We start from the raw sequence: 25,398 nt of genomic DNA, 5'->3' as shown, positions 1-25,398 counted from the left end.
TACTCAAGGACAGGATGTTTCTACTGCAGAAAATAAAAAAACAGTAGAAATTAAGAGTAGCTAGACAATCAAAAAAATAAAAACTCTTAGGAGAGTATGGAATGAAAATGTTTACTAAAATTGCTTTAGTTTCTTCTATGGCAATTAGTGCAAATGCAATGGCAATGCAAGCGATGGATGATGCTTCATTAAGTGCAACCACTGGCCAAGATGGTATTAATATCGGGATTGGTATTTCAAAGGTTGAAATTGAAAAATTATTTATTCATGATAATGATGGCCTAACAGGTGGAAGCACTGCTGGAAAGGCTGGTGCCATCGTCATTAAAGGCAACGGTAAAACAGGCGATATTAACGAAAAGCTGGGTGTAGTAGTCAAAGCCAATTATGATGATGCAGGCAAATATCTGCTAGCGACTCGTAATCTTGCTGACCTGCGTATTGACTCTGATGCAGGCGACAAAGCAGCTGGTGGTGCATTTATTAATATTGCTGCTGATGTATCGGGTCTAGATATCAATATTGGCGAGATTGGGGTAACCGGTTCTAATGCTGTAGCAGATCCTGCAACTGCAACGAGTATTCGTCGTGGGGGGGATGATACAAACTATAATGCTATTCTCTCTGGCCTTTCATTAAAAACAGGTCCAATGTCAGCAAATATTCAATTAGGTGCAGCTCCACAGGGCGCCATGATTAAGCTAGATGCAAAAATGCTGGGCGGTCTTGAGATCAAGAACCTGGGTATTCTAGATAACTCAACTAAAACAGCTACACGTGCTGCTGGTGAAATTTTTGTCGATAGTATTAAAGTAGCTGATGCTAATGCTCGTGATCTATCAATTGATCAAAAAATTAGTGTGATCGGTAAAGAAGGTACTAATAATGGCTATATTCGTATGGTAAGTAACTCAGGTCCAATTGATAACTATGTTAAGGGTGTTCATTTAGGTAGCCGCGATGCTGCTTCAATTGGGGATGTAGAAATTCAGGGACTACAAACTTATTACAGTCCTGCAATGGGTCAATACAACCAAGGTTCTGTGATTACCATTTCTGGTCGATAATAAATTTCTATTTAAAAGCGCGTGACTTCACGCGCTTTTTTTTACAATAAAATATAATTTTTTTCAAAAATCCTAAAAAAAGCTGTTATTTTTTAAAAAAAAAGGTATCTTGAGTGGTACAAGGAAGTAGAGTTTATACTCTAGAAAAATAACGAATATCAGTATAATTACTGAAAACTAAAAAGTTAAAGATATGTTAGAGATCGCTTTAGGCTCGGCATTAATGTATTACTTTGCCACGGAAGCCTTTGAAATAAAAAAGAAACCGGAAGAAGCAGTTTATTATACAGAAACTTTAGATTCTCGAAATAACTCTTTTGTCCGAATGCATAGAGAACCTGTACTTATTAAACCCGCATTAGAAGACCAGTTCCGAGGTATTGTCCGTCAGGCTTACGATTATAGTTGTGGTTCAGCCGCACTTACTACACTTTTAAATGGGTATGTTGGCACTGATTTATCAGAACAGCAGACCATGAATGGACTTTTAAAGTTTGGTGAAACAGAACGTATTATTGAGCGACGCAGTTTTTCCCTGTTGGACATGAAGCGTTTTGTAGAAGCTTTAGGTTTAGAAAGTGGAGGGTATAAAGGAGAATTTTCAGATTTGGTCAAGCAGGGTCAGCCTGCAATTGTACCAATCAGTTACGCCGGTTTTAAGCATTTTGTGGTTTATAAAGCCTATAAGAATGGGCGCGTTTACGTCGCTGACCCGGCTTTGGGGAATATAAGTTTTGACGAGCAGCGTTTTAAGGAAATTTGGGAAAATAATACACTGTTCTTGATTAACGTAGCGCCTGAACAAAGAAAAAATCTGTTGGCTTTGCAAGATGCCGATATGCGTCATGTAGAAGATGCCACAGTAAACCGTTATGCCTTCGTAGATATTCAATACCCGCAATTCTATATGGAAAAAATTGCCGATAAAGCCTCAACTATACGTCTAGATCGAAATTTGAATAAGGAATCAGAAAGTTATGGGCAACCTACCTATAACTATCTGAGGCTCTATTACAAAAATAAATAGCAGCACAGCAATTGTTTGAAATTAAAAAAATAAAAAGGTGGGATGGAAAATGGACCGTAAGTGGATGAATAGAACAGTCTTGGCTTTAAGTATTCAGATGTTATTTGGGATAGCTTATGCGGCAGAACAGCCGGTAGCCCCAGAGAAGGAGAAAACAGCAAATCGGCAGGACGTTGAAGCCGCATCTCCTGAACAGGCTATTACATCAGAAACAGTGTCAGAGCAGCAAGACGCTTCAATGGCTCTGCAACAACAGGCAGGTGATGCGACTAAAGAAACCAATTTACAGGAAGTGTTTACATCCAATGAGCGTCAGTATTCTTTAATCAAAAAGGGTGATATCTCTGCATATTATGATGTCGACTATACTTATTACAGAGATACACAGCTAGATTTAGAAATGGCTCAAGGGCAGCTATACCAATTACGGGTGCAGGAAAATGCCAGTCATACCCTAACCAATACCTTTACTGCTCAATATGGCGTGCTGGATAATTTAACGTTCACTGCTTCATTACCTTTGGTTGCAAAAACAGATCTGCTCAAAGATGCTTCTACTGCGGGTCTGGGGGATATTTCAGTAGGGGCGCGTTGGGAGCCTTTTCCCTTAAAAGCTGGACGCTTACCGCTGATTTTATTTGGTAATCTTTCCAGTAAAACTGGCGATAGTCCTTATGAGATTAATCCAACAACAGACCTTTCTACCGGTAAAGGATATTATTCGGCAGGTATAGGGGCGAGTACCCGTAAATATATTGATCCTGTTGTACTCTTCGCCTCAGTATCAGCCAACTACGGTTTTAAAGAAACTGGACTGAATCAGCGCCGTGGGTCACGAATCATTGATGAGTTTAATCCAGGTATAAGTGGTGGATTCGCTTTTGGTTTTGCCTATTCATTTAACTATGATGTTTCGATGACCATGTCTTATCAGCAAAGTTTCAATACTGATGCTGAATTCACATATACAAGTGGAGAGAGTTATTCGGTTGCAGATCAAACCAGTTCAACCTTTGCAATATCTCTAGGCGTACGGGTATCACCAGAGACTATTGTAAACGGTACACTGGGTATAGGGCTGACAGAAGATGCACCTGATGTCTCTTTAGGTCTTTCTTTCCCACTGGATATTTTGGGTTTTGGTAAAAAATTACGCTAAGAGGCTGGTCGTATGAAAATTAATCGACTTCGCCCGCTAGTGTCTGCAATTTTATTATCGGGCTGTTCCAGTGTTGCATTTGCTCAATTAGGGCAAAATTTATCTGTTGATATTCGGTCATTAACTATGGGAAATGCTGTAACAGCAGACCCTCCCGGGATTAGTGCAATCCATTTTAACCCGGCAGCATTGACCAAAATTGAAGGCTTACAGACCGACCTGCAAGGAATTGTGGCGAATTTTGATATCAAACGTGAATTTACCGTACCTGCTGGCTACAATGTATTTGGTTATTCTGATGACCCATTAGTATGTAATGACGGGCCAGAAGTTGATTCGGACTTGTGTACTGATTTTAAAGGTCCGGTCAGGGGTGATGTAGAGTATGTCAGCCTGTATGTCCCGATTTTAAAAAAAATGGTCGATTTGGGCGAAGGGATGCCAATGGTCGCACCAACAGCGGGGATTGCATATAATCCGCCTGGATCTAAAACTACATTTGCTACCGCTATGTATGCACCTCTGGTAGCCGGTTTCGGTGCTGAAAATGGAAATCCTGGTAATTTTATGGGGCAACAGGTTGCCTTGGAGAGGATTACCTATCTATCGCCATCTTTTGCTTATGAAGTGAATGATGAATTATCAATTGGCGCATCTATTGGCATGTCTTATCAAGCCATTGGTCTGAAAACAGATTTACGTTTTCCCAATGAATTGATTGGAATGTTACGTATGATTGATGAGGTAGTCTGTACACCTTTCAAGGAAAACCAGGACATTATTACTGATATCTTACTATTAGGTATTTGTAATGCTGAAGAAGGTATGAACCCTTTTAGCCGTTTTGGACAGATGCAGGTTGCTTTAGAACAATCTCTGAGTCCAAGTTATAACTTGGGTGTGCTGTGGGAGCCAACGGATGACTTTAGCTTAGGCATGGTATATCAAAGTTCTGCAAAAATGCGGTTAAAAGGTAAATACCATATTGATAATGCCAAAGCTCCACAAGAACTCATCAATGGTCTCATGTCCTCACCGACTGGGCAGATTCTGGCTGCTATTTTAGGCTTTCCCCGTTCTATTCCAGGAAGTGAGTCAGGGCTGGTGGCTATGGATTTTGAATACCCAGCACACTTTCAGGCAGGAATAAAATATAAAATTTTACCTGATTTACAGCTTAACTTCGATATAGGCTGGACAGACTATAGGGCTTGGGACAAATTTAAATTTGAGTTCGACCGGGAAATTTCTGCGCTAAAAATTGCAAAACTTTTATCTGAAAATATTGGGGATGCCAATCTGGCCTTACCTCTAGAATTTACTTCGCCATGGAATTTTGGAATTGGCCTCGAATATTCAGCTACAGACCGTTTAAAGCTACGGGCAGGCTATGAACCACGGACCAGCGCTATTCCTGATCATAAACGTAATACCATGGTTCCAATCAATAACGCACAACTATTTGGTCTTGGATTAGGCTATCGTTTTGATGCAGATACAGATCTGGATTTATCAATTGGTTTCTTACAAAGCCGCGATAAAATTCCAGCAGGTGCCAGTAATTTAGGGAATTTGCCTGGGGTAAATAATATCTTGCTGAACCCGTTTGCGGGTTTAAATATGAAAACGGATACTAAAATTACAATCTTGGGTCTAAGTTATAGAACAAAGTGGTAGGCTTTGAAAAGAAAATGAAAAGGGACATCGTCATTAAAATGATATTCGCATTAAGTTTAATGCCAGTATCGTTTGTATCAGCTGGAGAGTTTCATACTATTATTGGTCCTGATGGGCGGCCTATGGTAGTACAACGCCCAGATAAAAGACCTGAAAAACTGGTTCAGCCTGAGGCTGAAACTACCAATTTTACTCATAAACTAAAAACATCTAGGGATGACAAAAGTCAGAGAGATGTTGTGATTATGTCATCAAAAAATGTTCCATCTTCTTCAAATGGGATGGAGAAGAAAACAGCTCAAGATATAATTAATGCAGATAATCAGCCATTAATTTTCGCCCCTAAAGAAATACAGCCTGTTACATCGATAGTTAAACCAGTAGAAAAGTTGCCAGAACATAGTTCTTCTATAAAGCAGCCAAAACGAGTTGTGACGCCACAAAAAAACATTATTATTCCAGAGACGCAAGCAACCCATCAAAAAGAGCAAAAAAATAATACAACAACCCTCACCGCACAGCAACAGGCTTTAACAGTAATTGACGGTGAACAATATATTAAAAGTGAATATCTGGAAGATAAAGAATTTAATATAGATGGAAAAAAACGTTTCTATACTATGCCAGAAGGGATTATTGATACACGTAATGGCTCCACGCGTTTACAGGTTATTGAAAGAGAGAAAGGGGTAGGCAAGTCCACTTTAGATCATCTGTTCAAAAAGAGTTCGATACAGGCAAATCAGGTAATTGTTTTAGCTCCTACTTACTATCGTATATCTCAGGCTAAAGCAGTAGAAAGTTTAGGACAACAGTGTTTTAAAGATAAAAAGATTAAGAAAGCTAAAAGGATGAATGCAGAGCAAGAAATTAATATCTGGCCGCGCGCTCCTTTAAAGGATCAGTTCGATTTTGAAGTGGTTGAACTATCTGACCAGATACAGCATGTCCAGATTAACTCGTACGCCTCCCAGCAAAACAGACCGACTTTTTATTGGCCTTTAGTCATATTTCTGGATGCAAAAGGTTGTGTCATTGAGGGGGCTGGAGGCTTTAAAAACCATGATACTGATGCCTCGATGATTCATTTTAAAAAACTTGAAGGTGTGATCCGTATACCAGTCCATACTCAGTACTTACTAATGACTCCCTTACTTTCAGCCCCAGATACGCCGAATTATGTACTGAGTAATCAGGGACAGTTAAAACTAATTGCACTACGTTAAACCGAAAAAAAGAGCATGAAGAATGAAAAATAAATATCTACTACCATTTACGATGACTGCATTAATGGCTGCATTGAGTGGCTGCGGTGGTGAAAGTGCAAATATTATCCCCGAAAAAGATACGATGACGTATGTCAATGGAACATGTAAAGCAAATGATAAAGGGTGTACTGAATTTATTTTAGATTATCCCGTTGATGGTCTGAATTTTACCTGTAGTAGTGACGCCAATAATACGTTTATAACTTTAATGGATTTTGCTAACTCTGTAGTTACAGGAACTTGCCGTACAGGCGATAAGGCAAAATTCTTTATGATGGGCAGTGATGACAGAAAAATTAGTCTGGGTGAAGTAGACCTCAATAAAATTAGCTCATCCGATACAATTGGTACGGTTCCTCGTTTGACCTTGCTTGATCTTGCTGCTGGAATAACCGGGCAAGATGCTAAAATGCTTCAGCAGAGTGATCCTACCGTGAAAGTTGCCTTAGAACTGGTTAAAATTATTCAGGCATTGGCACTCAAAGAACAAAGAATTGAAGTGCCTACGGATATCCAGGCACTTTATATTACAGATGCAGTAAGACAAAATCTGGAAAAAATTTCTACCTCAGTGACTGCCGAAGATATTGTCAGTAAAAGATATGTTGAATTGATTCGCCCATGGCTGGATGTTTCACAAATTACAGATCAAGATGCTTTTATTACACTAAATAAATTAGTCAATATTGCTAATTCTGCAGTTTACCAACCTGAATTTGCTGTCTTTCCAACAAATTTAATTGATCAAATAGCAAGTAATGCCGGCTCAGAAGGCATGGTAGGGTGTAATAAACCAGTTTGTGACTTAAATGATATTTCTATTAAACGTGCTTTAGGTCATTTTATGTTGATTACTGACCGGCAGGGCTACACTCTTGGGAGTGGCATTCAATGGAAAGGAAGTGTTACTAAAGCTACATCTGCAGTTATCGGTGCTAATCTGGAACTTATTACCTCTACCAGGCCAGTGAGAATCACTGCGGAATCACAGGATCACTGGATTAATCCACTTACTAAGAGAATAGATCAGCCTTTTACATTTAAAGTCAGTGAACAGAACTCTCAGGATTTACTGATTACTCAAGGTAAACTACTTAATAACAGTATTATGGCCGGGCAAGAAAAGTTCTATAAAAAAATTACCAGAAAAACAACGATCACAGAAGCAGATAAAAATGATTTAGGTCACTGGCAGCAGGAGGTAGCCGGTGAGTTATTTCAAGGACCTATGGACCTGTACAAAATCTACCATATTACTTATCTGGATAAAAAAGTCTTCAAGTCTATTAATAATAGCCGCGTAGGCGAAAATTATATTTTTCCACTTTATGCTGACCTGACCTTCAAGTTTAATGATACTTCGGTCAATAATATTAAAATCGGCATTGTAGTAGATGCCAATGGAGATATTCGAACTAATATCAGGCCAAATGCAACTGCATCAGATATGTCTACGGCTTTATGTAATTCAGATAGTATCAGTCCGGAATTAATAGATAATTATGGAGTGCAACAGTATCGTTTAGGAACCACGGCGCGCGTATTTACTAATGATAATTCTATTTCTGTACGCATGATTTTAGCCAATGATACTTTTAATAATATCAATGGTGCATTAGTGGGAATGAATGTCAAATTGCAGCTCGCAGAAAATGGTGAAATACTTTCTGTTGGGGGAGCGAGGATACAGCTTGGTGGACTATTAAACGGTAACAGGTCAATTCGCTTTACGGACTCTGCAGGAGAAGCTGTACAATGGGCCAATACATTAGCAAGCTTCCAGAATACCTTTAATAATGCAAACCAGAAAAAGACTGAAAATGATCCAACTAAAAAAGAAGTCACACAGGCTGATTTAAATCTGGCAAAGCTGGCGGGCGGAAAAATAGAAATGACTTTGCCAGACTGTTATCAGGTTAAAACTAAATAAAATTCTGACATCAAATGATTTGTATTTATATGAATCAAGTTCTATAAAAGACCAGAGTAATATTAATTTGTTCTGGTCTTTTTATTATATTTTATATTAGCCGGTGTGATCTATACGCGTACCAATAGTTTCAAGATGGGTAATAAAAGAATTATTTTTCCGGTCTTCAAAATAATGACGCAAAGTCCGCTCAACACTCGGAAAAGCTAATTCAGTCCAGGGAATTTCATGTTCATCAAAGAGACGACATTCAATACTTTCTTCACCCGCTCCAAATGTACCATCAATTAAGTTAGCTTTAAACAGCACATAGATCTGCCCGATTCGTGGAATATTATACATACAGTATAACTGTTCAATATGAATTTCGGCTTCAGCTTCTTCACGGGTTTCACGTGCTGCACCCTGTTCCATGGTTTCAAATAATTCCATATAGCCAGCTGGCAGTGTCCAGAGTCCGTAACGCGGTTCAATAGCACGGCGACAAAGCAGGACTTTATCTTCCCAAAGTGCTAAAGCTCCACAAATTACCTTCGGATTCTCATAATGTATATTTCCACATTGAACACAGACACGACGAATTTGATGATCGCCTAAAGGAATTTTTTCAGTTGTCTCATGCCCACAAATGATGCAGAAATTCATATACATTAACGCCAGGAGAGGTGGCATTCAGCATAACCGAAATTTTATGCTTTCGCATCATTTGTATGTCAAGCCCGACAATTTCAGCTATGATGAAAATAGAATAAAAGAGCGAAGATAAGGTAATGGCATGGATGATCATTCACTCATACAACTTCTGCAACAACGCTTGCGGTTTTCAAGACGTATACAGCCTGCTCATGCCGCAGTCCTGATTGCTATTACCAATGAGCCTGATCCAAAAGTGCTGCTAACACGCCGTTCTGCCTATCTGAACAGTCATGCAGGTGAAGTCTCGTTTCCAGGCGGGAAACGAGATGCGACAGATACCAGCAATATTGTGATTGCACTACGGGAAGCTCAGGAAGAAACTGGCCTTAACCCCTTTGAAGTAGAGCTGATAGGCGATTTACCTATGCATCGTGCGCGTAATGGTATGTTGGTTAAACCGGTAGTTGGACTTATTCCGGCCGGGTTGGAACTCAATCCGCAGCCTTCTGAAATCGACCGGATTTTTTATGTTTCATTAGACGAACTGATGCATGCACCTCCTGTACCTTATGAGGTTCACTATGCGCATCAGTCATTATATTTTCCCAGTATGCGGATTAATAATGAAATTATTTGGGGCCTAACTGCCCGAATGTTAATTGCGCTGTTTAAATATGGCTTAAATTATAAAAAAGAATGGCCATTCTTGTTGAACTCGCCTACTTTTCAGGCTAGAAAATACTGACTAAAAAAACAGGGAATAGAAACATGTTATATAAATTTGAAGGGCACGCGCCTAAAGCTTTACAGCAGCCTTGGGATGGATGGGTAGCAGACAACGCCACAGTGATTGGTCAGGTTGAAATGGGGCAGCAGGTCAGCATCTGGTTTGGAGCGGTGATCCGTGCAGATAATTCTAAAATTCACCTTGGTGATTATACCAATGTGCAGGAAAATGCAGTATTACATACTGATGCCGGCATCGAGATGAATGTCGGGCAATATGTTACGATTGGTCATCAAGCCATGCTGCATGGCTGCACCATTGGAGACAATACATTAATTGGAATTAATTCTGTAATTCTAAATAATGCAGTGATTGGTAAAAACTGTATTATTGGTGCTAATGCATTGATTCCAGAAGGTAAAATTATTCCAGATAATTCAGTTGTTATGGGGTCACCTGGAAAAGTCGTGAAACAGGTGGATGAGCAGGTTGCAGCGCATATCCGTTTCAGCGCACTACATTATGCAGAACATTTTAAGCGGTTTACACACCTAGAAGAAGTTAAACTTTAACGGAATCTGAAAGACGAAAATTTAGCCAAGTATAGACTTGGCTTTTTTGTATTTGCTCTGTGAAATCCTCGCCACTGAAACATGAGTGGAGTATGATAGCCAACAATTTTTAACTGATTTTATTTAAGGTTGTGCATGAAATTGCTGGCATTGGAAACTGCCAACGAGCAGTGTTCCGTATCCATAGTAGATGACGCTCAGGAGCTGTTCTTTCAGCTGGATGAGCGTACTAAAGCACAGACACAAATGATACTACCTATGATTGAAAAGGGATTGCAGCAAACTTCACTGCAATTGGAGCAGTTATCCGCAATAGCGTTTAGCCGTGGACCAGGTTCATTCAGCGGCGTACGCATTAATGCTGCAGTCACCCAGGCACTGGCTTGGGCCAACGATTTGCCAGTCATTCCCGTATCAACCTTACAGGCACTGGCTCAGGCAGCCTATCGTCTGACGGGCCTCAAAGAAGTGAGTGCCGTACTGGATGCACGGATGCAGGAAGTTTATATAGGCAGTTTTCAGTTAGATGAACAGCATATTATGCGGCCAGTTGCTGAGGAACAGCTACTTGATTATGAGACTGCCAGACAAGTTGTCCAGTTTCCACTGGTGGGTTCTGGTTCAGCCTTGGTTGATACGGCACAGGTAAACTACCAGCAGATTACGGCAACAGCCCAAGATATTGCAGCGATCGCACGAGTACAGGCATTAAAAGCCGAGTGGTTAAGTGCCGAGCAGGCTTTACCAGTCTACTTGCGTGACAATGCGTGGAAAAAAATACCAGAACAAGGTAAAGCATAATTAGGAATACGGTATGGATCTTTTACTGCTATTTAAAGCAGCCATCATGGGTATTGTTGAGGGAATCACTGAATTCCTTCCGATTTCAAGTACTGGACATTTGATTCTGGCCTCAGAGTTAATGGATTTCTGGACTAAAGAAAAAAGTGCAGTCTTTGTAATTGCCATCCAGATGGGGGCAATCGCGGCAGTGATTTATGAATACTGGTCGCGTCTATGGGGCGCTGCCACAGGTATGATCACGGGCGAGGAAAAAGGTCGCCGTCTGGGCTTTGGGCTGATTCTGGCCTCTATTCCAATTGTACTGGTGGGTCTGACGTTTGGTCAGCAGGTTAAAGAGCTTCTATTTAATGATGTGGCAGTAGCAATTGGTTTGATTGTTGGTGGCCTGATTATTATATGGGTAGAAAAGAATCCACCTAAAGTCAATGCACCTGAAGTTGAGAATATCAGTATCAAACAGGCAATCTGGATTGGCCTGATTCAGGTCTTGTCACTGATTCCGGGTACCTCGCGCTCAGGCGCAACAATTATTGGCGGCATGATGTTGGGTCTGTCACGTAAATCGGCAACCGAATTCTCTTTCTTTCTCGGTATTCCTGTCATTATCGGAGCCGGTCTTTTAGATCTGTATCAAAGTTATGATGTACTGGAAAGTAATTTTGACTGGTTGGTAATCGGCTGGGGAATTCTAGTTTCCTTTATTTCAGCATTGTTCTTGATTCGTGTTTTAGTCGCTTATGTGGCCAAGCGCGATTTCATGATCTTTGCCTGGTACCGGATCGCATCCGGATTACTGATCCTGCTATTTGCCTTTACTGGCTGGAGATTATGGTAAGCCATGCGCTTATTTTGTGAAGCTGAATATGAGGATCAAGCACAGCACTACGCTGCTGTGCTTGGTTCACGAGATATAAATCTGGATATAGAGACAGTTGAGAAAATCAATAGCCGTTTTTTACGCCTGAATCCGGAACTTGCTTTATGTACAAACGCGCAGGGTTTATGGCTATGTGCAAATGGCATGAAAATGCAACCAGACTGGAAAGCTGAAATTCCACGTTTAAAGCGTGCCAGTTTAAAGTCGGAAATGCTTGCCCGCGCCTGCCAACTGGGAGAAAAGCCGCAACTGATTGATGCCACTGCCGGTTTGGGGCATGACAGCTTGCTGATGGCCCATTTGGGTGCAGAAGTCACTTTAGTCGAGCGTCATCCCATTCTATTTACGCTGCTGGAAGAAAGTCTGGCCCAGGCACAAACTGATGCATTCCTGAACTCAGCCGCAGCAAGGATTAAACTGGTTTTTGCCGACTCTGCTGATTATTTGCGTCAGCAAACAGCTCGACAGCACAGGATAGACGTTGTTTATCTTGATCCGATGTTTCCACAGCGTGACCAGAATCAGCAGGACCATAAAAAACAGGCCCAAGTTAAAAAACAGATGCAGCTTTTACATATGCTGTTGCCTGAACAGGGAGAGATGGATTTGGGAGATAGACTTTTATCTCTTGCACAAGCAGTTGCAAAACGGGTCATAGTAAAACGGCCACGTCATGCAGGATTTCTAGCCGAACAAACACCTGATCATCAATGGTTAGGCGACGCCTGCCGCTTCGATGCCTACTTTTATCTGCCTGATTAAAACTATTTGGTAACAGCTTCAATATTAAGCAAAGTTTTGTTATATAGTTAGAAAGTGGCATTGCTAAATTCTATCTCAGGCCTAAACTGTTTAGGCCTTTAAAAAAATATCATTTTCCCAGACATCCTATGATTAACCTCAAACCATCGATTAATTTTTGGCATGATTTTCAAAGCAATCAGATTGCCGGGATGTGGTTATTTTTAGGTTCTCGTCGTGCACTGGCTGCTGTGCGGCCTTCAATCCTTCAGTTTATTGTCTGGGGCATACTGGGAGGGCTGGCCAATACTTTATTTAGCTGGCTGACTGCTGGTGAAACTGGCGAGTTTAATTCGCAAGGACTGGTGAGTTATGCCTTATGGCCTTTTCTGGCCTTAATTGTCGGCATATTCCTGTCACAGCGTACCAATAATCCACGATTAATGCTGGTGCCAACTATCTTATGGCTGATTCTGGATACGCATATTGCGCTATTGCAAAGCCTGATTCAGTATCTGGGACAACTTGATTATTTACCTTATGCAATTTATGACTATTTGCCCATCCTGTTTATGGTGCTGTTTGTCTGGCAGAGTATGGCTGTGGTCTGGGTATTTGGTCGTGAACTAAAATGGCCGTGGTGGGAATTTGCCCTGATCATGCTGGCGACATTTATTACATTGGTCGTATGGCAGATGTCAGTTAAAGACCAGCCAATCTGGAAAGTAGAAAGTGTCCCGCCATCATTTTCTGAAGAGGCTTTCTATAAGCAGAGTCAAATACTGAATCGTACTCTGGAAGATGTGGAGTATGGTGAGTTTGCTCAAACGCACTGGTATTTCTTGGGTGTCGCTGGTGCTAGCTATCAGGATGTTTTTAAATCTGAAGTAAAACGGATTAGGGAACAGTTTGATACCCGTTTCGGAACATTCGGCCGTTCGGTAATGCTAATTAATAACCCACAAACCCGTACTGAAATACCTATTGCTTCTAGAACCAGCATTAATCTGGCGCTACGCCGTATCGGGCAGCAAATGAACCGTGAAAGTGATGTGCTATTTTTATATATGACTTCACACGGGCTGCAAAATCAGTTTGAAATTGAAAATGCGCCTTTAGAGCTGGATCAGGTTGATCCAAAATGGCTACGTGAAGCATTGGACCGTTCCGGTATCCGCTGGCGTGTAATTGTAATTTCTGCCTGCTATTCTGGCAGTTTTATACCGGCCTTGCAGTCTGCCAACACTTTAATTATCACAGCTTCTGCTGCTGACCGTGCTTCATTTGGCTGCTCCAATGAAGCTGACTATACTTATTTTGGGCGGGCTTTCTTTGATCAGGCTATGCGTGAACAGTCTTCCTTAAAAACGGCGTTTGAACAGGCACGCAGTACGGTAGCGACTTGGGAGAATGCTCAAGGTTTTGATCCTTCTGAGCCTCAGTGGGTCATCGGCAAAAATATGGAACTGATGTTGCCTCAACTGGAACAGCGCCTGTTCCCGGCTACCACAGCAAATCAGCCTAATTTATCATTAGCTGTATCCCAGTCTGCTCAGCTCGAAAGGGCAGGAAAATAAAAGGAATAAGAATATGGAACTATTGCAGACTAATCGTTGCTTTGATGGTGAACAGCGTATTTATCAGTGGACTTCAAAATATCTGAAGGGTGAGAGCCGTTTTAGTATTTTTTTGCCACCTCAGGCGCTGCTGGATGAACCCTGCACCACTTTATTTTATCTGGCAGGCTTAACCTGTACCGAAGAAACCTTTGCAATTAAAGCCCACGCCCAACGACTTGCTGCCCAGCTCGGACTAATTCTGGTCTCTCCTGATACTTCGCCAAGAGGGGAAAATGTTGCCCAGGGAGACAGTTGGGACTTAGGCCAAGGCGCTGGCTTTTATATTAATGCCTGTGCAGAGCCATGGTCTGAACATTACCAGATGGAAAGTTATGTGACAGATGAGCTTTATCCGGCAATTCTGAAAAACTTTCCAGTGCAGACCGATAAAGTCGGGATATTCGGACATTCTATGGGTGGCCATGGTGCCTTGACGCTAGCATTGAAATATCCGGAAAAGTTTAAATCGGTATCCGCATTTGCACCAATCTGCGCACCGAGTCAGTGTCCGTGGGGAGAAAAAGCATTTCGACATTACTTGGGTGAAGACCGCCAGCAGTGGACTAAACACGACGCTGTACAGTTGATGACACAAAAAGGTACCTTATTTCCTGAAATCCTGATTGATCAGGGGCTGGATGACCAATTCTATGACCAGCTCCATCCTGAACTGTTTGCACAAGCCTGCAAACAGGCAAGCCAGCCACTACGCTTGCGCCAGCATACTGGCTATGATCATGGTTACTACTTTATTCAAAGCTTTGTGGATGATCACTTACAGTTTCATGCCATCCAGCTGGAAGAGAAATAAGCTTGAATGATACAGAGCATACTTCTAGTATGCTCGCCATTGTGCCTGAAATTCCTGTTGTGCCATACGATTCAGGTGATCAATAACGACTTTTTCCAGGCGTTGATGCTCATCTTCGGCACGTTGACTTTCTACCTGAACAGCTAACTGTTCAGTTTCAGGCGTTAAAATGACTTTTGCATCTGGCATAACAATTGTAAAAGCTGTGCCATGCTCTTCAATTTCAAACTTGTGTTTCCAGTGATTTACCAGACGTTTAGCTATACGACCAGCATCTTGAGTATCAATTTCTGTGCGACTATTCATGTTGCTTCTCATTCTCAATAAAAAACATACTGTAGCAGAGTTTTACTCAAAGTACTTTCTCAAAATTTTAAAACCTGTTTCAACAGGGATTGCATTTATGCTTTAGTGCCCAGTAATCAGGAGCTTTTTGCTATAATAATACAATAGTCAATTTCTCAAGCCAGGTCCTCCGATGTCCAAGCCCTATCTAATTGCACCTTCAATTTTATCTGCAGATTTTGCCCGTCTCGGTGAAAATGTGGAAAAAGTATTAGCAGCCGGTGCTGATGTAGTTCATTTCGATGTAATGGATAATCATTATGTGCCTAATCTTACTTTTGGGGCGGGTGTATGCAAGGCGCTCAAAAAATATGGTATTCAGGCACCCATTGATGTACATCTGATGGTTTCACCAGTTGATCGCATAATTGGTGACTTTCTGGACGCAGGGGCGGACATTATTACCTTTCATCCAGAAGCATCTGACCATATTGACCGCTCTTTACAACTGATCAAATCTGGCGGAGCGCAAGCTGGGCTGGTGTTTAACCCGGCAACTCCATTGCATTATCTGGACTATGTACTGGATAAGGTAGACCAGATTCTGTTGATGAGTGTAAACCCGGGGTTCGGCGGCCAGAAATTTATTCCAATGACTTTAGAAAAACTACGTCAGGTACGCAAGATTATTGACGCAAGTGGCCGTGATATCCGTTTAGAGGTAGATGGTGGCGTAGGACCTGCCAATATTCGTGAAATTGCTGAAGCAGGTGCAGATATGTTTGTAGCAGGTTCAGCCATTTTTGGAAAACCAGATTATAAAAATGTCATTGATGAGATGCGGGCTGAACTGAATAAAGTAGGCAGTGTAGAAGTTTAAGCTATTTTAAATAACTCGATAAGGTCTGTGGATAACTTTGTTTATAACTCTATGGATATCCTTGTTGATAACGCTAGGGATAACTTGGGTAAACTATAAACAATTAACTATCAATTGCTTATTAATTAGACAAAAAAAGTATAAAAAGGATTCAACTGAATCCTTTTTTATTGACTTAATCACTCCAAAAGCAAGTATTTTTATTAGCCAGTGTCTAAAATTTGAACTGACTAATTTATAGCTACAGCCTGCAGAACAAGGTTTTTTTAAAGCTATATACTTATCTGGAAGTGAAGCTTGGCTTTTGTGCATAACTTTATAAATTTTTCCCCCATTTGCGGTAACACTATTTTTAGGGTTTACTTAGAGCTCAAGAGATTTTAAATTTAAATGAATGGAATCTGAGCAAAAGATACCTTCGTATTGAGCTACTGTTTATCTGGACAAGCTCAGTTAAAATAATCAAAGTTTCAGGAGGAACGGCCTCCCCATAGTGGAAAAATTGTCAGGACGGCCTGACGAGAAAGGAAAAGACCGGATGGCATGGTTACTATTACTCTTAGCAGGTCTTTTTGAAGTAGTTTGGGCTTACTCAATGAAGCTTTCAGAAGGCTTTACTCGCTTAGGCCCAAGCGTAATTACGATTGTTTTTATGATACTGAGTGTAGTGCTGCTCTCTATTTCGATGCGGACTTTACCTCTAGGTACAGCTTATACTGTCTGGACAGGAATAGGCGCAATTGGTTCTTTTTTACTGGGGATTTTTATTTTAAATGAACCGGCAGGAGCAATGCGAATGCTGGCAGCAGTACTGATTGTATCTGGATTGGTTCTCATGAAATTATCTTCAAGCAATTAGAGGCAGGTAAAAAAATATGAAACTTGCAATGCAGTATATGGATTCTCCAGTGGGCCGTTTAAGGCTGATCGCAAACGAGAAAGCACTGGTAGCCGTTCTTTGGGAAAATGAGCAACCTAAACGTATTCAGCTGGCAGAACTGGTGGTTGAGCCGGAGCATCCGGTTTTGCTTCAGGTACGCCAGCAGCTTGAAGAATACTTTGAGGGAAACCGGCAGCGATTTGACATACCGCTAGACTTTGCCGGAACAGAGTTTCAGAAACTGGTCTGGACCGAACTGTTAAAAATTCCTTATGGACAGACTCGTAGTTATGGGCAGATTGCTCAAGCGATTGGTCGACCTAAGGCGATGCGCGCCGTAGGTGCTGCAAATGGTCGTAATCCGATTTCAATAATTGCACCTTGTCATCGGGTAATAGGAGCTAGTGGTGCATTAACTGGTTTTGCGGGTGGACTGGATAATAAAACAATTCTGCTGAACCTGGAAAAGAATATCCAGCTTTAAGGCGTTGATTTGCTGAGTTAGCCAAGCGGACGGTTCATCTTTAACTGCTGACCCCGTATTAACCTAAAAAGCTCTGCCTGATATAAAGCATCATCTAGAGCATTGTGATTTTTACTTAACTTTGGATGTAATAGCCGGTCCATATGCCGTGAACTGGTTTCTGACCATTTACAGTGCTGGGCAGCCATAAAATAAGACTTAATATCCAGTGCGCTGATTCCAAACGGGTTATGCCCTAAAAATGCCCAGAAATAATAGTTAATAAACGACCAGTCAAAACCGGCATTTAAACCTACAAAGACCAGCCGTTGATCTATTACAAGTGAGCTAAGCCACTGACTAAACATTTGCATAGCCTGAACTGGTTCCAGACCGGTTTGCTGTAAGCTCTCTAATGAAAGTCCACAGACATTTAATGCTTCCGGTATTGCATTACTATTTAATGGCTTGATTTCACATTGAAAGTTCTGTTCAGGATGATCAATATTACATGCGCCAATGGAAAGCAGGCTATAAATACCAGGTATAGGGCCAGACGCTTCAATGTCGACTGAAATATAAAGTTCTGATCTCTGAGCCAATATAATTTATTTCCTTGAACATGCATATTAAATCATAATAGCGCTGAATGAGTTTGAAAAGCTTGATAGAACCTTGAATTCTACTTCATAACATATTTATAGCTAAACAACTGGGGTAAGGAAAATGTTATTTAATTTTATAATCATAGTGGCTGTAATCGGCCTGATTGCTTGGGTTTCTTCTCCTAAATTTAAAGGCAAACTGGGCGAATTCACAGTGAAGGTACATGCTAAAAAATACTTGAGTGAAGAGTATATTATGCTAAATGATTGCACGCTACCTGATGAACAGACTGGTACTACTCAAATTGATCATATTCTGTTAAGTCCCTATGGTATATTTATTATAGAAACTAAAAATTATCAAGGATGGATCTTTGGCGGAGAACGCCAGAAACACTGGACACAGAAAATATATAAAAAATCTTTTAAGTTTCAAAATCCGTTATATCAGAACTACAAACACATTAAGGTATTGGAGTCAGTGCTTAAAGATGTAGTTGAGCCTGAGTATTTGCATTCAATTATAGTTTTTACCCCCCAGAGTACTTTCAAGACGCCCATGCCAGCTAATGTATTACAGGGAAAAGCATGGACAGATTACGTCAAACAATTCCAGCAGACTGTGATTCCGGCAATGAAACTCAAACGCATTAAATATCGTCTAGAAAAAGAAATACTAGAAAAGGGCTGGAAAACTGACCGGCTACATATCGAAAATCTTAAGCAAAAACAGGAAGAGCAGAACTGAACCTGTGCAAAAATAAATAACTGATAAAAATAGTCAAACACTGAATTGAGTAAAATTATAGAAATTAAAATCTGATGAATCTTTTATAAATTTATACCGCTTTCTAATAGGAAAAAGAGAAGCTAATAATTTGTTTAAATTAAATTTTTAGAAATGATTTTAATATCTGAACAATTATATTCAAAATCCAAAAATAAGATAATGATGATAAAAATGATAATTAGTATCATTTAGTTATACTTCATGTTAAGATTCTGCCGCGATTGAATTGATATACCTTGCTTTAAAAAATTGACTTTAGTGGACTTTGAAAGAAGAACCGTACTATGCAAGGCTAAGGCGAGTTGCAGCCAGTGCCCTATAAAAGTCTAACCTTAATAAAAAGATGAGGGAGACTATATCAATTCATTAAGGGAATTATTGACGACAACTATTTTTGGCTTAACTCGTATGTCTAGACCATTAAACTCTACGCCGAAATCTTTATTTTTGGCAGTACGGACTATTCTGTTTGCTTCCACTGCCTTACTGATACAAACTACCTTTGCAGCAGAAGCGGATCAGAAAAATGAAACAAGTCATTCTGATAATGTACAGCAGCTTCAAACCATTACTTTAACAGCAGAGCAGCCACAGGCAGACACAGAAAACTCCGGAAGCTATACGGTTAAAAGTGCAAGTACAGCGACCAAGCTAGATCTATCTTTACGAGACACGCCACAGACAGTTAAGGTCTATACACGGGCCTATCTGGATGACCGGAATATTGAGTCTTTTCAGGAGCTCATGAGCCATATTACGGGAGTAACAGCTTCACGTACCGATGAACGCCAGAGTTATTATGCACGTGGTTTCCAGGTCGATTATTATCTGGTCGATGGCTTGCCAAGTACCTTAACACTGGCTGAAGGTGATCCGGATTTAAGTATTTATGACCGGGTAGAGGTAGTTAAAGGGGCAAATGGTTTAATGACGGGAGCTGGAAATCCGGCAATCGGCCTTAATCTGATCCGCAAACATGCTAATGCAAAAGAACTGACAGGTAACCTGACTGCATCAGCCGGTTCATGGAATAGCTACTCTAGCTCGGCAGATTTTTCAAATGCTTTAAATGAAGACGGTTCATTACGCGGTCGGGTCTTTGTGAAACATTTACAAGAAAATTCCTTTATGGATTTTTATTCCAAAGAGCGCAATATTGCTTATGGAGCACTAGACTACGACCTGTCCGATCGGACCAGTTTATCGTTTGCTGCCATGTACCAGCAATTAGAACGTGATGGAATTCGCTGGGGAGGGTTACCCGCCTTTTATAATGATGGTACCCGAACCAAATTTAACCGCTCCCTAACCGTCAGTTCAGACTGGACCTATTGGGATGTTGACTCAAAGGCCATATTTACCTCACTCCAACATAACCTGTTTAATGATGTTGATTTACATATAGGTTATTCTTATCGTCGGGATGACAAAGATACAGCTCTGCTTTATGTCGATGGTAATGTAGATAAAAATACTCATAAAAGTTTGGGGGCTATTTCTGTTTATTCCTCTGAACAGAGAAATGATGAAAATAATGTCGATATTTATATTACTGCGCCCTTTACTTGGGCTGGACGCCAGCAGGAAATTGTAACTGGTGCTTCATGGAACCAGAATGAGCTTCTTACCAATAAATATGGAACGATTCAGGGAAAAAAAGAAAGTACAAATGATCTGGACATCAATACCCCTAATGAGCTGGATTTTTCCAATATGAATACGGAGTTGCTGACTCCGATTACTAACCCGAAAAGACTGGCATTAAACAAGACTACTCAAAGCGGTGTTTATATTGCTGGTAAATTTCATGTGCTTGACCCTCTTAAAGTTGTGACAGGGGTACGGCTGTCAAACTGGGAATTTGAATCAAGTGATGGCAAGGGAACGCGTAAATTCGACAATCAGGTTACTCCTTATGTCGGAGTCATATATGACTTTGCAGCAGATCATTCCTGGTATGCCAGTTATACCGATATTTTTAAATCGGAAAACCGTCGTGATATAGATGGTGGTTATTTAGACCCGGCTGTTGGTAAAAACTATGAAACGGGTATTAAAAGTGAATTTTTTGATGGCCGTTTAAATACAGCTTTATCTGTCTTTAGAATAGAGCAAGATAACTTTGCCGAGAAAATTACGGATGGATATGTAATTGTTGATGGCGTTAAGACCTCTGAACAGGCTTACCGAAGTATTGATGGAGTCGTCAGTAAAGGGGTAGAGCTAGAGGTTGATGGCGAAATTAATGATCAATGGAGTCTTAACTTTGGTATCGCCAACTTTGAAGCACGAGATGCTAAAGGTGAGAAGGTAAATCCCAATAATTCCCGTACTACCTCAAATCTGTTTGTTAAATATAGCCAAGATAAATGGAGTGCTGGAGCAGGAGTGGATTATCGGAGTAAAACTTATTCATTAACAAAAAAGGATAACTGGCGAATTGACCAAGGTAATATCTGGTTGGCAAGTCTTATGCTGGGTTATCAGGTTGACCCGAATATCAAGGTTCAGCTCAATGTCGATAACTTATTTGATAAAGTTTATTATGAAGGGATCGGCGAGAGCAGTATGAATTATGGTGCGCCACGTAACGCAACACTAAGCTTGCGTTATAAATTCTAACCAGACTTTTGTCTGAAGATTAAAAATATTCAAAAGACAAGTAAAAGGGGGCAATCAGCCCTTTTTTATTGTATATATAATAGATATATATTTAATACTCATAAATAAGAATTTTCTTTTAAAGTGAAATATTAGAAGAACTAACTATATTTAAATTTTTATTAATTTTAAATTATAGTTTAGAGATATTTTAAAAAAATAATAGAATAAATAAGGTTTTATCCTGATGTAAAGGTTTTAATTTGGTTTTTAATAATTAGACAAAAGTAAGATTTTAATAAAATTAAGTTTAATTTAAATATAATTCAGTATTGAATTAAATATTAAAATTTGAAGGATTGTTAAATAAAATAATTTATTAATATTATATAAAATAAAGATTAATCGGTTAATAAATCTATAGTCTCTAATGCTGATTTGGAAATATTTTTAGTGTAGTTATCATAAGATTGGGCTGCTAGACATATAGCTATTATAGTCATAAATAAAATAATTTTTTTATTAATAATCATGTTAAATTTAACCCTATTCAATTCTGTTAAAGAAAAGATATATTAATTTATTGATCTAATCTAATATAGAAATATTACTCATCTATCTATTTTCGAGATATGTTAACTTTTAAACAATGTAATTATCTGATCAGTATTGTTGAAGAAGGCAGCTTTAATGCTGCTTCCGAAAAACTTTTTATTGCTCAGTCAGCTTTAAGCAGACAAATAAAAAATCTGGAGGATGAAATAGGTTTTTGTGTTTTTGATAGATCCGAAAAAAAAATTAAATTGACCCCTGCTGGATTAGTTCTTTATAAAAGTTTAAAGAATCATCTTGAGAATTTTAATAATTCAATTGAAATGGCAAAGAGAATTAGCGAGGGAGAAGACAGAAGTATAAAAATCAGCCACTCTAGCAGCATTATCTTTGATCAAAAAAAGTTGCAGATTTTAGATGAGTTATGCGGAAAATATAAAATTAATATAGAAATTAATACTATTTCATCTGAGGATCAAATTGAAGCAATTCTTAGCGGTAATATTGATATCGGTTTTATTCGACCGCCTGTTCATCACAATTTAGATGAAATAGCTTCTATAAGTTTATATGAAGCCCCTTTATATGTAGCAGTTTCTGCTTCTAATCAGAATTTTAGAGACAAAACTAGTGTTTATATCAGGGATTTAAAGGAATTAGAATTTGTTTCTACCCCCCATTCTGAACGAGGAGGACTGAGCTACTTAGCTTCTAATCTTTGCTTAAGCAATGGTTTTTCTCAAAAAAAATCAAGAATAACTTCACGAAAGTTGTCCCAACTGGATTTAGTTGCAAAGGATTTTGGGATTTGTATTGTCCCTGAGGAGTTTGCTAGCGTTCTTCCACAGAATGTAAAGTTGCTTTCTATAAATGATAAGAATAATCAATCTGAAGTTAAATTAATTTGGAAAAAGGGGAATGATCTTATTATTAAAAACTGTATAGAAGCTATTCAGGATTCTTATATTTCGGATTTTAGATCATCTGAAAATTGATAAATAAAGTTTATATTAAATATTAGAAATATTTAAAAAATAAGGTTTTAAACTAATTTAATAACTTTTATAAAATATAATTTTTATTTATAAGCTGGTTGCTTTTAATACTTAAGCTAAGTTAGATATTAATTTTTCAAATATAAATAATCTTTAAAATATTAAATAAATTTTTATTACTAATTTGATAGAATTGATATAAAGATAGAGCCCTAAAGCTCTATCTTTACTATTAAAATATATATAATGAAAATAACATCTGATATGTTGTTTTATATTAAGCTACTTTTACCAGCTTAATGCGCCACCCGTCTGATAATCAGTTACGCGTGTTTCAAAGAAGTTCTTTTCTTTACGCAAGTCCATCATCTCAGACATCCACTGGAATGGATTATTTACACCAGCAAACTGCTCAGGCAAGCCCAACTGGTTTAAACGACGATTACAAATAAATTTGAGATACTCTTCCATCATTGCTGCATTCATACCAAGTACTCCACGTGGCATGGTATCCCGTGCATACTCAATCTCAAGCATGGTGCCTTCTAAAATCATCTGAATGATTTCTTGCTGGAACTCCGCAGTCCATAGGTGCGGGTTTTCGATTTTGATCTGGTTGATCATATCGATCCCGAAATTCAAATGCATTGACTCATCACGCAAGATGTACTGGAACTGTTCAGCTACACCATTCATTTTATTACGGCGGCCCATTGATAAAATCTGGGTAAAGCCACAGTAAAAGAAAATACCTTCAAGAACACAATAAAAGGCAATCAGGTTACGTAGTAGAATCTGGTCATTTTCAGGGGTGCCCGTTTTAAAAGTCGGATCACTTAAAGACTGGGTATACTTCAGTCCCCACGCTGCCTTACGTGCTACTGACGGTACTTCACGGTACATATTGAAGACTTCGCCTTCATCCATGCCCAACGACTCGATACAATACTGGTAAGCATGGGTATGAATTGCTTCTTCAAATGCCTGTCGCAGAATATATTGACGGCATTCCGGGTTGGTAATATGACGGTAAATTGCCAGTACCAGGTTATTTGCGACCAGTGAATCGGCAGTCGAGAAGAAACCGAGTGAACGCATGACAATAGTACGCTCATCTTCAGTCAAGCCGTTTTCAGACTTCCAGAGCGCAATATCATGATTCATGTTAACTTCTTGCGGCATCCAGTGGTTGGCACAACCATCCAGATACTTTTGCCATGCCCACTCATATTTGAATGGAACAAGCTGGTTTAAATCAGCACGACAGTTGATCATGGCTTTATCATCAACCTGTACACGCTGCGCACCCATTTCCAGCTCTTCAAGCCCGGGCGCAACATCCAAATGATTTAAGGATTCAGATGCTCGAGCCAGCGTATCGGTTGAATCTGCTGGTCGCAGCTGACCGGTTCCAGCGGATTGTCCATAAGCCGCATTCTGCGGTGATGGCTTTGCATCAGATACCACTTGCGTATGAGCCGCTTTTTGCGGTTCGACGGGCGCAGGCTGCTGTGCTGGAGCAGCCGGTTTTTGCGAATCATCTTCGAAATCGTCCCAACTTAGGATAGACATGGGATTCTCCTTAAGTATAAAAAGGTGAACCCCATTTGAAATAGAGTCAAGATTATAAACCTGTCTCTATTTCAAAACCATTTAATATGAATATTAAAATGGCTGGGGGTTCCTATTCCTTTAAAATGTTTAACAAATTTTGGTCAATTGGAAAGACAACTAGATGGTCATTCAAATCAACACAATGCCTAAAATCGTTCATGATCTCATCAGTCGTTTTGGCTGTATCCAATAGCCATATCGACTTCTGTAATCTCTCATGTTTATACTTGCCAAGAGTTTGATAAATCTTGGAATAATTTGAGCGTGGTTTATTGTGTAGATCGTAACTTAAACACATGTAGTGCATAAAAATCTCCTAGTACTTGAGTGAAAAACAACTGAAAATTAACTTTCATTTTTAAAACTCCTAAAAACATAGTTTTAGACTAAATGTAAGAATTAACGGTTGACTCCAAACTCAAAGTGAACGAAGATTTCGTTACTTTCTTTATGGAAAGTATCTGAGTCAACCGTGTTTTCGGTTATCTGAGATTTATGGAGGGGATACTGCAATATCCCCAACATTTTTCTCAAATCTTTTCTAAATCTCCAATTACTTTTAGTTTTCGTAATCTTTAATTTAGATTTGATTTTGTATTTCTACATAATCAAAATAAGTAATTCATCTAAAGAAAATTACTTATTTTGGTTACGCTGTTGTGCCCGGATTTTAATAAAGGCATATACCATCGGTACGTAGAAAAAAATAAAGGAAAAAACCAGAACCGTGAGTCCTAACACATAGTTATGAGTCATATGAGGCATGATCATTTCCTTTACTTTACAAATTTATTTTTGGCTCTCCATCCTTATCCTTA

General features: G+C 39.5%; 25 protein-coding genes. 19 read left to right on the top strand and 6 right to left on the bottom strand.

Features of this window, described 5'->3' with window-relative positions; genetic code table 11:
- Positions 1 to 101: 101 nt before the first annotated feature.
- The 6 genes from filA to filF all read left to right on the top strand — a co-directional run bounded on the left by filA (position 102) and on the right by filF (position 8,128).
- Positions 102 to 1,067 carry a putative pilus system protein FilA gene (gene filA, locus AC0VYT_RS12020; protein ID WP_005018571.1) on the top strand — a complete coding sequence of 322 codons (966 nt, stop codon included), beginning with the start codon at positions 102 to 104 and terminating at the stop codon, positions 1,065 to 1,067.
- 193 nt (positions 1,068 to 1,260) lie between these two features.
- Entirely contained in the window at positions 1,261 to 2,094 is an 834-nt protein-coding gene (gene filB, locus AC0VYT_RS12015; protein ID WP_005018574.1) for a putative pilus system C39 family peptidase FilB, read from the top strand.
- A 49-nt stretch (positions 2,095 to 2,143) separates the two neighbouring features.
- Positions 2,144 to 3,253 (top strand): putative pilus system protein FilC, encoded by a 1,110-nt coding sequence (gene filC, locus AC0VYT_RS12010; protein ID WP_005018575.1) that lies wholly within the window; start codon positions 2,144 to 2,146, stop codon positions 3,251 to 3,253.
- Positions 3,254 to 3,265: 12 nt separating this feature from the next.
- Positions 3,266 to 4,930 (top strand): putative pilus system OmpP1/FadL family transporter FilD, encoded by a 1,665-nt coding sequence (filD, locus tag AC0VYT_RS12005; protein WP_005018576.1) that lies wholly within the window; start codon positions 3,266 to 3,268, stop codon positions 4,928 to 4,930.
- A gap of 59 nt (positions 4,931 to 4,989) precedes the next feature.
- On the top strand, positions 4,990 to 6,156 hold the full coding sequence (gene filE, locus AC0VYT_RS12000; protein WP_005018577.1) for a putative pilus assembly protein FilE: 1,167 nt from the start codon (positions 4,990 to 4,992) through the stop codon (positions 6,154 to 6,156).
- A 22-nt stretch (positions 6,157 to 6,178) separates the two neighbouring features.
- Positions 6,179 to 8,128: a putative pilus system protein FilF gene (filF, locus tag AC0VYT_RS11995; protein WP_005018578.1), complete on the top strand. Its 1,950-nt coding sequence runs from the start codon at positions 6,179 to 6,181 to the stop codon at positions 8,126 to 8,128.
- 96 nt (positions 8,129 to 8,224) lie between these two features.
- Here filF and AC0VYT_RS11990 read toward each other — a convergent pair whose 3' ends face one another.
- Positions 8,225 to 8,773 carry an NUDIX hydrolase gene (locus AC0VYT_RS11990; protein ID WP_005404874.1) on the bottom strand — a complete coding sequence of 183 codons (549 nt, stop codon included), beginning with the start codon at positions 8,771 to 8,773 and terminating at the stop codon, positions 8,225 to 8,227.
- Positions 8,774 to 8,903: 130 nt separating this feature from the next.
- Between AC0VYT_RS11990 and AC0VYT_RS11985 the strand changes: the two genes are divergently transcribed.
- The 7 genes from AC0VYT_RS11985 to fghA all read left to right on the top strand — a co-directional run bounded on the left by AC0VYT_RS11985 (position 8,904) and on the right by fghA (position 14,915).
- Positions 8,904 to 9,509 carry a CoA pyrophosphatase gene (locus AC0VYT_RS11985; protein ID WP_005018581.1) on the top strand — a complete coding sequence of 202 codons (606 nt, stop codon included), beginning with the start codon at positions 8,904 to 8,906 and terminating at the stop codon, positions 9,507 to 9,509.
- A gap of 23 nt (positions 9,510 to 9,532) precedes the next feature.
- Positions 9,533 to 10,063, top strand: a complete 531-nt coding sequence (locus AC0VYT_RS11980) for a gamma carbonic anhydrase family protein (protein WP_005018592.1) — start codon at positions 9,533 to 9,535, stop codon at positions 10,061 to 10,063.
- Between the two features lie 135 nt (positions 10,064 to 10,198).
- Positions 10,199 to 10,864 (top strand): tRNA (adenosine(37)-N6)-threonylcarbamoyltransferase complex dimerization subunit type 1 TsaB, encoded by a 666-nt coding sequence (tsaB, locus tag AC0VYT_RS11975; RefSeq protein WP_005018593.1) that lies wholly within the window; start codon positions 10,199 to 10,201, stop codon positions 10,862 to 10,864.
- Positions 10,865 to 10,877: 13 nt separating this feature from the next.
- A complete protein-coding gene (locus AC0VYT_RS11970) occupies positions 10,878 to 11,702 on the top strand; it encodes an undecaprenyl-diphosphate phosphatase (RefSeq protein WP_005018595.1) in 825 nt (274 codons plus the stop codon).
- Between the two features lie 3 nt (positions 11,703 to 11,705).
- Positions 11,706 to 12,506, top strand: a complete 801-nt coding sequence (locus tag AC0VYT_RS11965) for a class I SAM-dependent methyltransferase (RefSeq protein WP_005018596.1) — start codon at positions 11,706 to 11,708, stop codon at positions 12,504 to 12,506.
- 128 nt (positions 12,507 to 12,634) lie between these two features.
- Entirely contained in the window at positions 12,635 to 14,062 is a 1,428-nt protein-coding gene (locus tag AC0VYT_RS11960; RefSeq protein ID WP_005018597.1) for a C13 family peptidase, read from the top strand.
- Between the two features lie 13 nt (positions 14,063 to 14,075).
- Positions 14,076 to 14,915 (top strand): S-formylglutathione hydrolase, encoded by an 840-nt coding sequence (gene fghA / locus AC0VYT_RS11955; protein ID WP_005018599.1) that lies wholly within the window; start codon positions 14,076 to 14,078, stop codon positions 14,913 to 14,915.
- A gap of 24 nt (positions 14,916 to 14,939) precedes the next feature.
- Here the strand turns inward: fghA and AC0VYT_RS11950 are convergent, their stop codons facing one another.
- A complete protein-coding gene (locus AC0VYT_RS11950) occupies positions 14,940 to 15,221 on the bottom strand; it encodes a DUF2218 domain-containing protein (RefSeq protein ID WP_005018600.1) in 282 nt (93 codons plus the stop codon).
- Between the two features lie 172 nt (positions 15,222 to 15,393).
- On the opposite strand from AC0VYT_RS11950, the gene rpe reads away from it, so the two are divergent.
- The 3 genes from rpe to AC0VYT_RS11935 all read left to right on the top strand — a co-directional run bounded on the left by rpe (position 15,394) and on the right by AC0VYT_RS11935 (position 17,444).
- On the top strand, positions 15,394 to 16,080 hold the full coding sequence (gene rpe / locus AC0VYT_RS11945) for a ribulose-phosphate 3-epimerase (RefSeq protein WP_005018601.1): 687 nt from the start codon (positions 15,394 to 15,396) through the stop codon (positions 16,078 to 16,080).
- A 538-nt stretch (positions 16,081 to 16,618) separates the two neighbouring features.
- A complete protein-coding gene (locus tag AC0VYT_RS11940) occupies positions 16,619 to 16,939 on the top strand; it encodes a DMT family transporter (RefSeq protein WP_005018603.1) in 321 nt (106 codons plus the stop codon).
- 16 nt (positions 16,940 to 16,955) lie between these two features.
- Positions 16,956 to 17,444, top strand: a complete 489-nt coding sequence (locus AC0VYT_RS11935; protein WP_005018605.1) for a methylated-DNA--[protein]-cysteine S-methyltransferase — start codon at positions 16,956 to 16,958, stop codon at positions 17,442 to 17,444.
- A 17-nt stretch (positions 17,445 to 17,461) separates the two neighbouring features.
- Here AC0VYT_RS11935 and AC0VYT_RS11930 read toward each other — a convergent pair whose 3' ends face one another.
- Positions 17,462 to 18,025 (bottom strand): 3'-5' exonuclease, encoded by a 564-nt coding sequence (locus AC0VYT_RS11930; protein ID WP_005018606.1) that lies wholly within the window; start codon positions 18,023 to 18,025, stop codon positions 17,462 to 17,464.
- Positions 18,026 to 18,149: 124 nt separating this feature from the next.
- Here AC0VYT_RS11930 and AC0VYT_RS11925 point away from each other — a divergent pair, with 124 nt between their 5' ends.
- The 3 genes from AC0VYT_RS11925 to AC0VYT_RS11915 all read left to right on the top strand — a co-directional run bounded on the left by AC0VYT_RS11925 (position 18,150) and on the right by AC0VYT_RS11915 (position 22,966).
- Positions 18,150 to 18,776, top strand: a complete 627-nt coding sequence (locus tag AC0VYT_RS11925; RefSeq protein WP_005018607.1) for a nuclease-related domain-containing protein — start codon at positions 18,150 to 18,152, stop codon at positions 18,774 to 18,776.
- 450 nt (positions 18,777 to 19,226) lie between these two features.
- Entirely contained in the window at positions 19,227 to 21,440 is a 2,214-nt protein-coding gene (locus AC0VYT_RS11920; protein WP_005404879.1) for a TonB-dependent siderophore receptor, read from the top strand.
- A gap of 611 nt (positions 21,441 to 22,051) precedes the next feature.
- On the top strand, positions 22,052 to 22,966 hold the full coding sequence (locus AC0VYT_RS11915) for a LysR family transcriptional regulator (RefSeq protein WP_248130382.1): 915 nt from the start codon (positions 22,052 to 22,054) through the stop codon (positions 22,964 to 22,966).
- 288 nt (positions 22,967 to 23,254) lie between these two features.
- Here AC0VYT_RS11915 and AC0VYT_RS11910 read toward each other — a convergent pair whose 3' ends face one another.
- The 3 genes from AC0VYT_RS11910 to AC0VYT_RS11900 all read right to left on the bottom strand — a co-directional run bounded on the left by AC0VYT_RS11910 (position 23,255) and on the right by AC0VYT_RS11900 (position 25,345).
- Positions 23,255 to 24,538, bottom strand: coding sequence for a ribonucleotide-diphosphate reductase subunit beta (locus AC0VYT_RS11910; protein ID WP_005027688.1), 1,284 nt, complete (start codon positions 24,536 to 24,538; stop codon positions 23,255 to 23,257).
- Positions 24,539 to 24,650: 112 nt separating this feature from the next.
- Entirely contained in the window at positions 24,651 to 24,878 is a 228-nt protein-coding gene (locus AC0VYT_RS11905; RefSeq protein ID WP_228263147.1) for a CRISPR-associated protein Cas2, read from the bottom strand.
- 338 nt (positions 24,879 to 25,216) lie between these two features.
- Positions 25,217 to 25,345, bottom strand: coding sequence for a preprotein translocase subunit YajC (locus tag AC0VYT_RS11900; protein WP_075040964.1), 129 nt, complete (start codon positions 25,343 to 25,345; stop codon positions 25,217 to 25,219).
- Between the last annotated feature and the right edge of the window lie 53 nt (positions 25,346 to 25,398).

It is taken from the genome of Acinetobacter sp. QJM3NY_42 (assembly GCF_056173745.1).
This window is presented reverse-complemented; position numbering and strand designations above follow the sequence as displayed.

What these genes read in the sequence shown, in the direction of transcription:
- filC (WP_005018575.1), top strand. Translation starts at nt 2,144, where the DNA reads ATGGACCGTAAGTGGATGAATAGAACAGTCTTGGCTTTAAGTATTCAG.
- AC0VYT_RS11990 (WP_005404874.1), bottom strand. Translation starts at nt 8,773, where the DNA reads ATGAATTTCTGCATCATTTGTGGGCATGAGACAACTGAAAAAATTCCT.
- AC0VYT_RS11970 (WP_005018595.1), top strand. Translation starts at nt 10,878, where the DNA reads ATGGATCTTTTACTGCTATTTAAAGCAGCCATCATGGGTATTGTTGAG.
- AC0VYT_RS11905 (WP_228263147.1), bottom strand. Translation starts at nt 24,878, where the DNA reads ATGTGTTTAAGTTACGATCTACACAATAAACCACGCTCAAATTATTCC.
- filA (WP_005018571.1), top strand. Translation starts at nt 102, where the DNA reads ATGAAAATGTTTACTAAAATTGCTTTAGTTTCTTCTATGGCAATTAGT.
- tsaB (WP_005018593.1), top strand. Translation starts at nt 10,199, where the DNA reads ATGAAATTGCTGGCATTGGAAACTGCCAACGAGCAGTGTTCCGTATCC.
- AC0VYT_RS11965 (WP_005018596.1), top strand. Translation starts at nt 11,706, where the DNA reads ATGCGCTTATTTTGTGAAGCTGAATATGAGGATCAAGCACAGCACTAC.
- AC0VYT_RS11980 (WP_005018592.1), top strand. Translation starts at nt 9,533, where the DNA reads ATGTTATATAAATTTGAAGGGCACGCGCCTAAAGCTTTACAGCAGCCT.
- AC0VYT_RS11950 (WP_005018600.1), bottom strand. Translation starts at nt 15,221, where the DNA reads ATGAATAGTCGCACAGAAATTGATACTCAAGATGCTGGTCGTATAGCT.
- AC0VYT_RS11940 (WP_005018603.1), top strand. Translation starts at nt 16,619, where the DNA reads ATGGCATGGTTACTATTACTCTTAGCAGGTCTTTTTGAAGTAGTTTGG.
- filF (WP_005018578.1), top strand. Translation starts at nt 6,179, where the DNA reads ATGAAAAATAAATATCTACTACCATTTACGATGACTGCATTAATGGCT.
- AC0VYT_RS11925 (WP_005018607.1), top strand. Translation starts at nt 18,150, where the DNA reads ATGTTATTTAATTTTATAATCATAGTGGCTGTAATCGGCCTGATTGCT.
- fghA (WP_005018599.1), top strand. Translation starts at nt 14,076, where the DNA reads ATGGAACTATTGCAGACTAATCGTTGCTTTGATGGTGAACAGCGTATT.
- AC0VYT_RS11960 (WP_005018597.1), top strand. Translation starts at nt 12,635, where the DNA reads ATGATTAACCTCAAACCATCGATTAATTTTTGGCATGATTTTCAAAGC.
- filD (WP_005018576.1), top strand. Translation starts at nt 3,266, where the DNA reads ATGAAAATTAATCGACTTCGCCCGCTAGTGTCTGCAATTTTATTATCG.
- AC0VYT_RS11900 (WP_075040964.1), bottom strand. Translation starts at nt 25,345, where the DNA reads ATGCCTCATATGACTCATAACTATGTGTTAGGACTCACGGTTCTGGTT.
- AC0VYT_RS11910 (WP_005027688.1), bottom strand. Translation starts at nt 24,538, where the DNA reads ATGTCTATCCTAAGTTGGGACGATTTCGAAGATGATTCGCAAAAACCG.
- AC0VYT_RS11915 (WP_248130382.1), top strand. Translation starts at nt 22,052, where the DNA reads ATGTTAACTTTTAAACAATGTAATTATCTGATCAGTATTGTTGAAGAA.
- AC0VYT_RS11920 (WP_005404879.1), top strand. Translation starts at nt 19,227, where the DNA reads ATGTCTAGACCATTAAACTCTACGCCGAAATCTTTATTTTTGGCAGTA.
- rpe (WP_005018601.1), top strand. Translation starts at nt 15,394, where the DNA reads ATGTCCAAGCCCTATCTAATTGCACCTTCAATTTTATCTGCAGATTTT.
- AC0VYT_RS11935 (WP_005018605.1), top strand. Translation starts at nt 16,956, where the DNA reads ATGAAACTTGCAATGCAGTATATGGATTCTCCAGTGGGCCGTTTAAGG.
- filE (WP_005018577.1), top strand. Translation starts at nt 4,990, where the DNA reads ATGCCAGTATCGTTTGTATCAGCTGGAGAGTTTCATACTATTATTGGT.
- AC0VYT_RS11985 (WP_005018581.1), top strand. Translation starts at nt 8,904, where the DNA reads ATGGATGATCATTCACTCATACAACTTCTGCAACAACGCTTGCGGTTT.
- filB (WP_005018574.1), top strand. Translation starts at nt 1,261, where the DNA reads ATGTTAGAGATCGCTTTAGGCTCGGCATTAATGTATTACTTTGCCACG.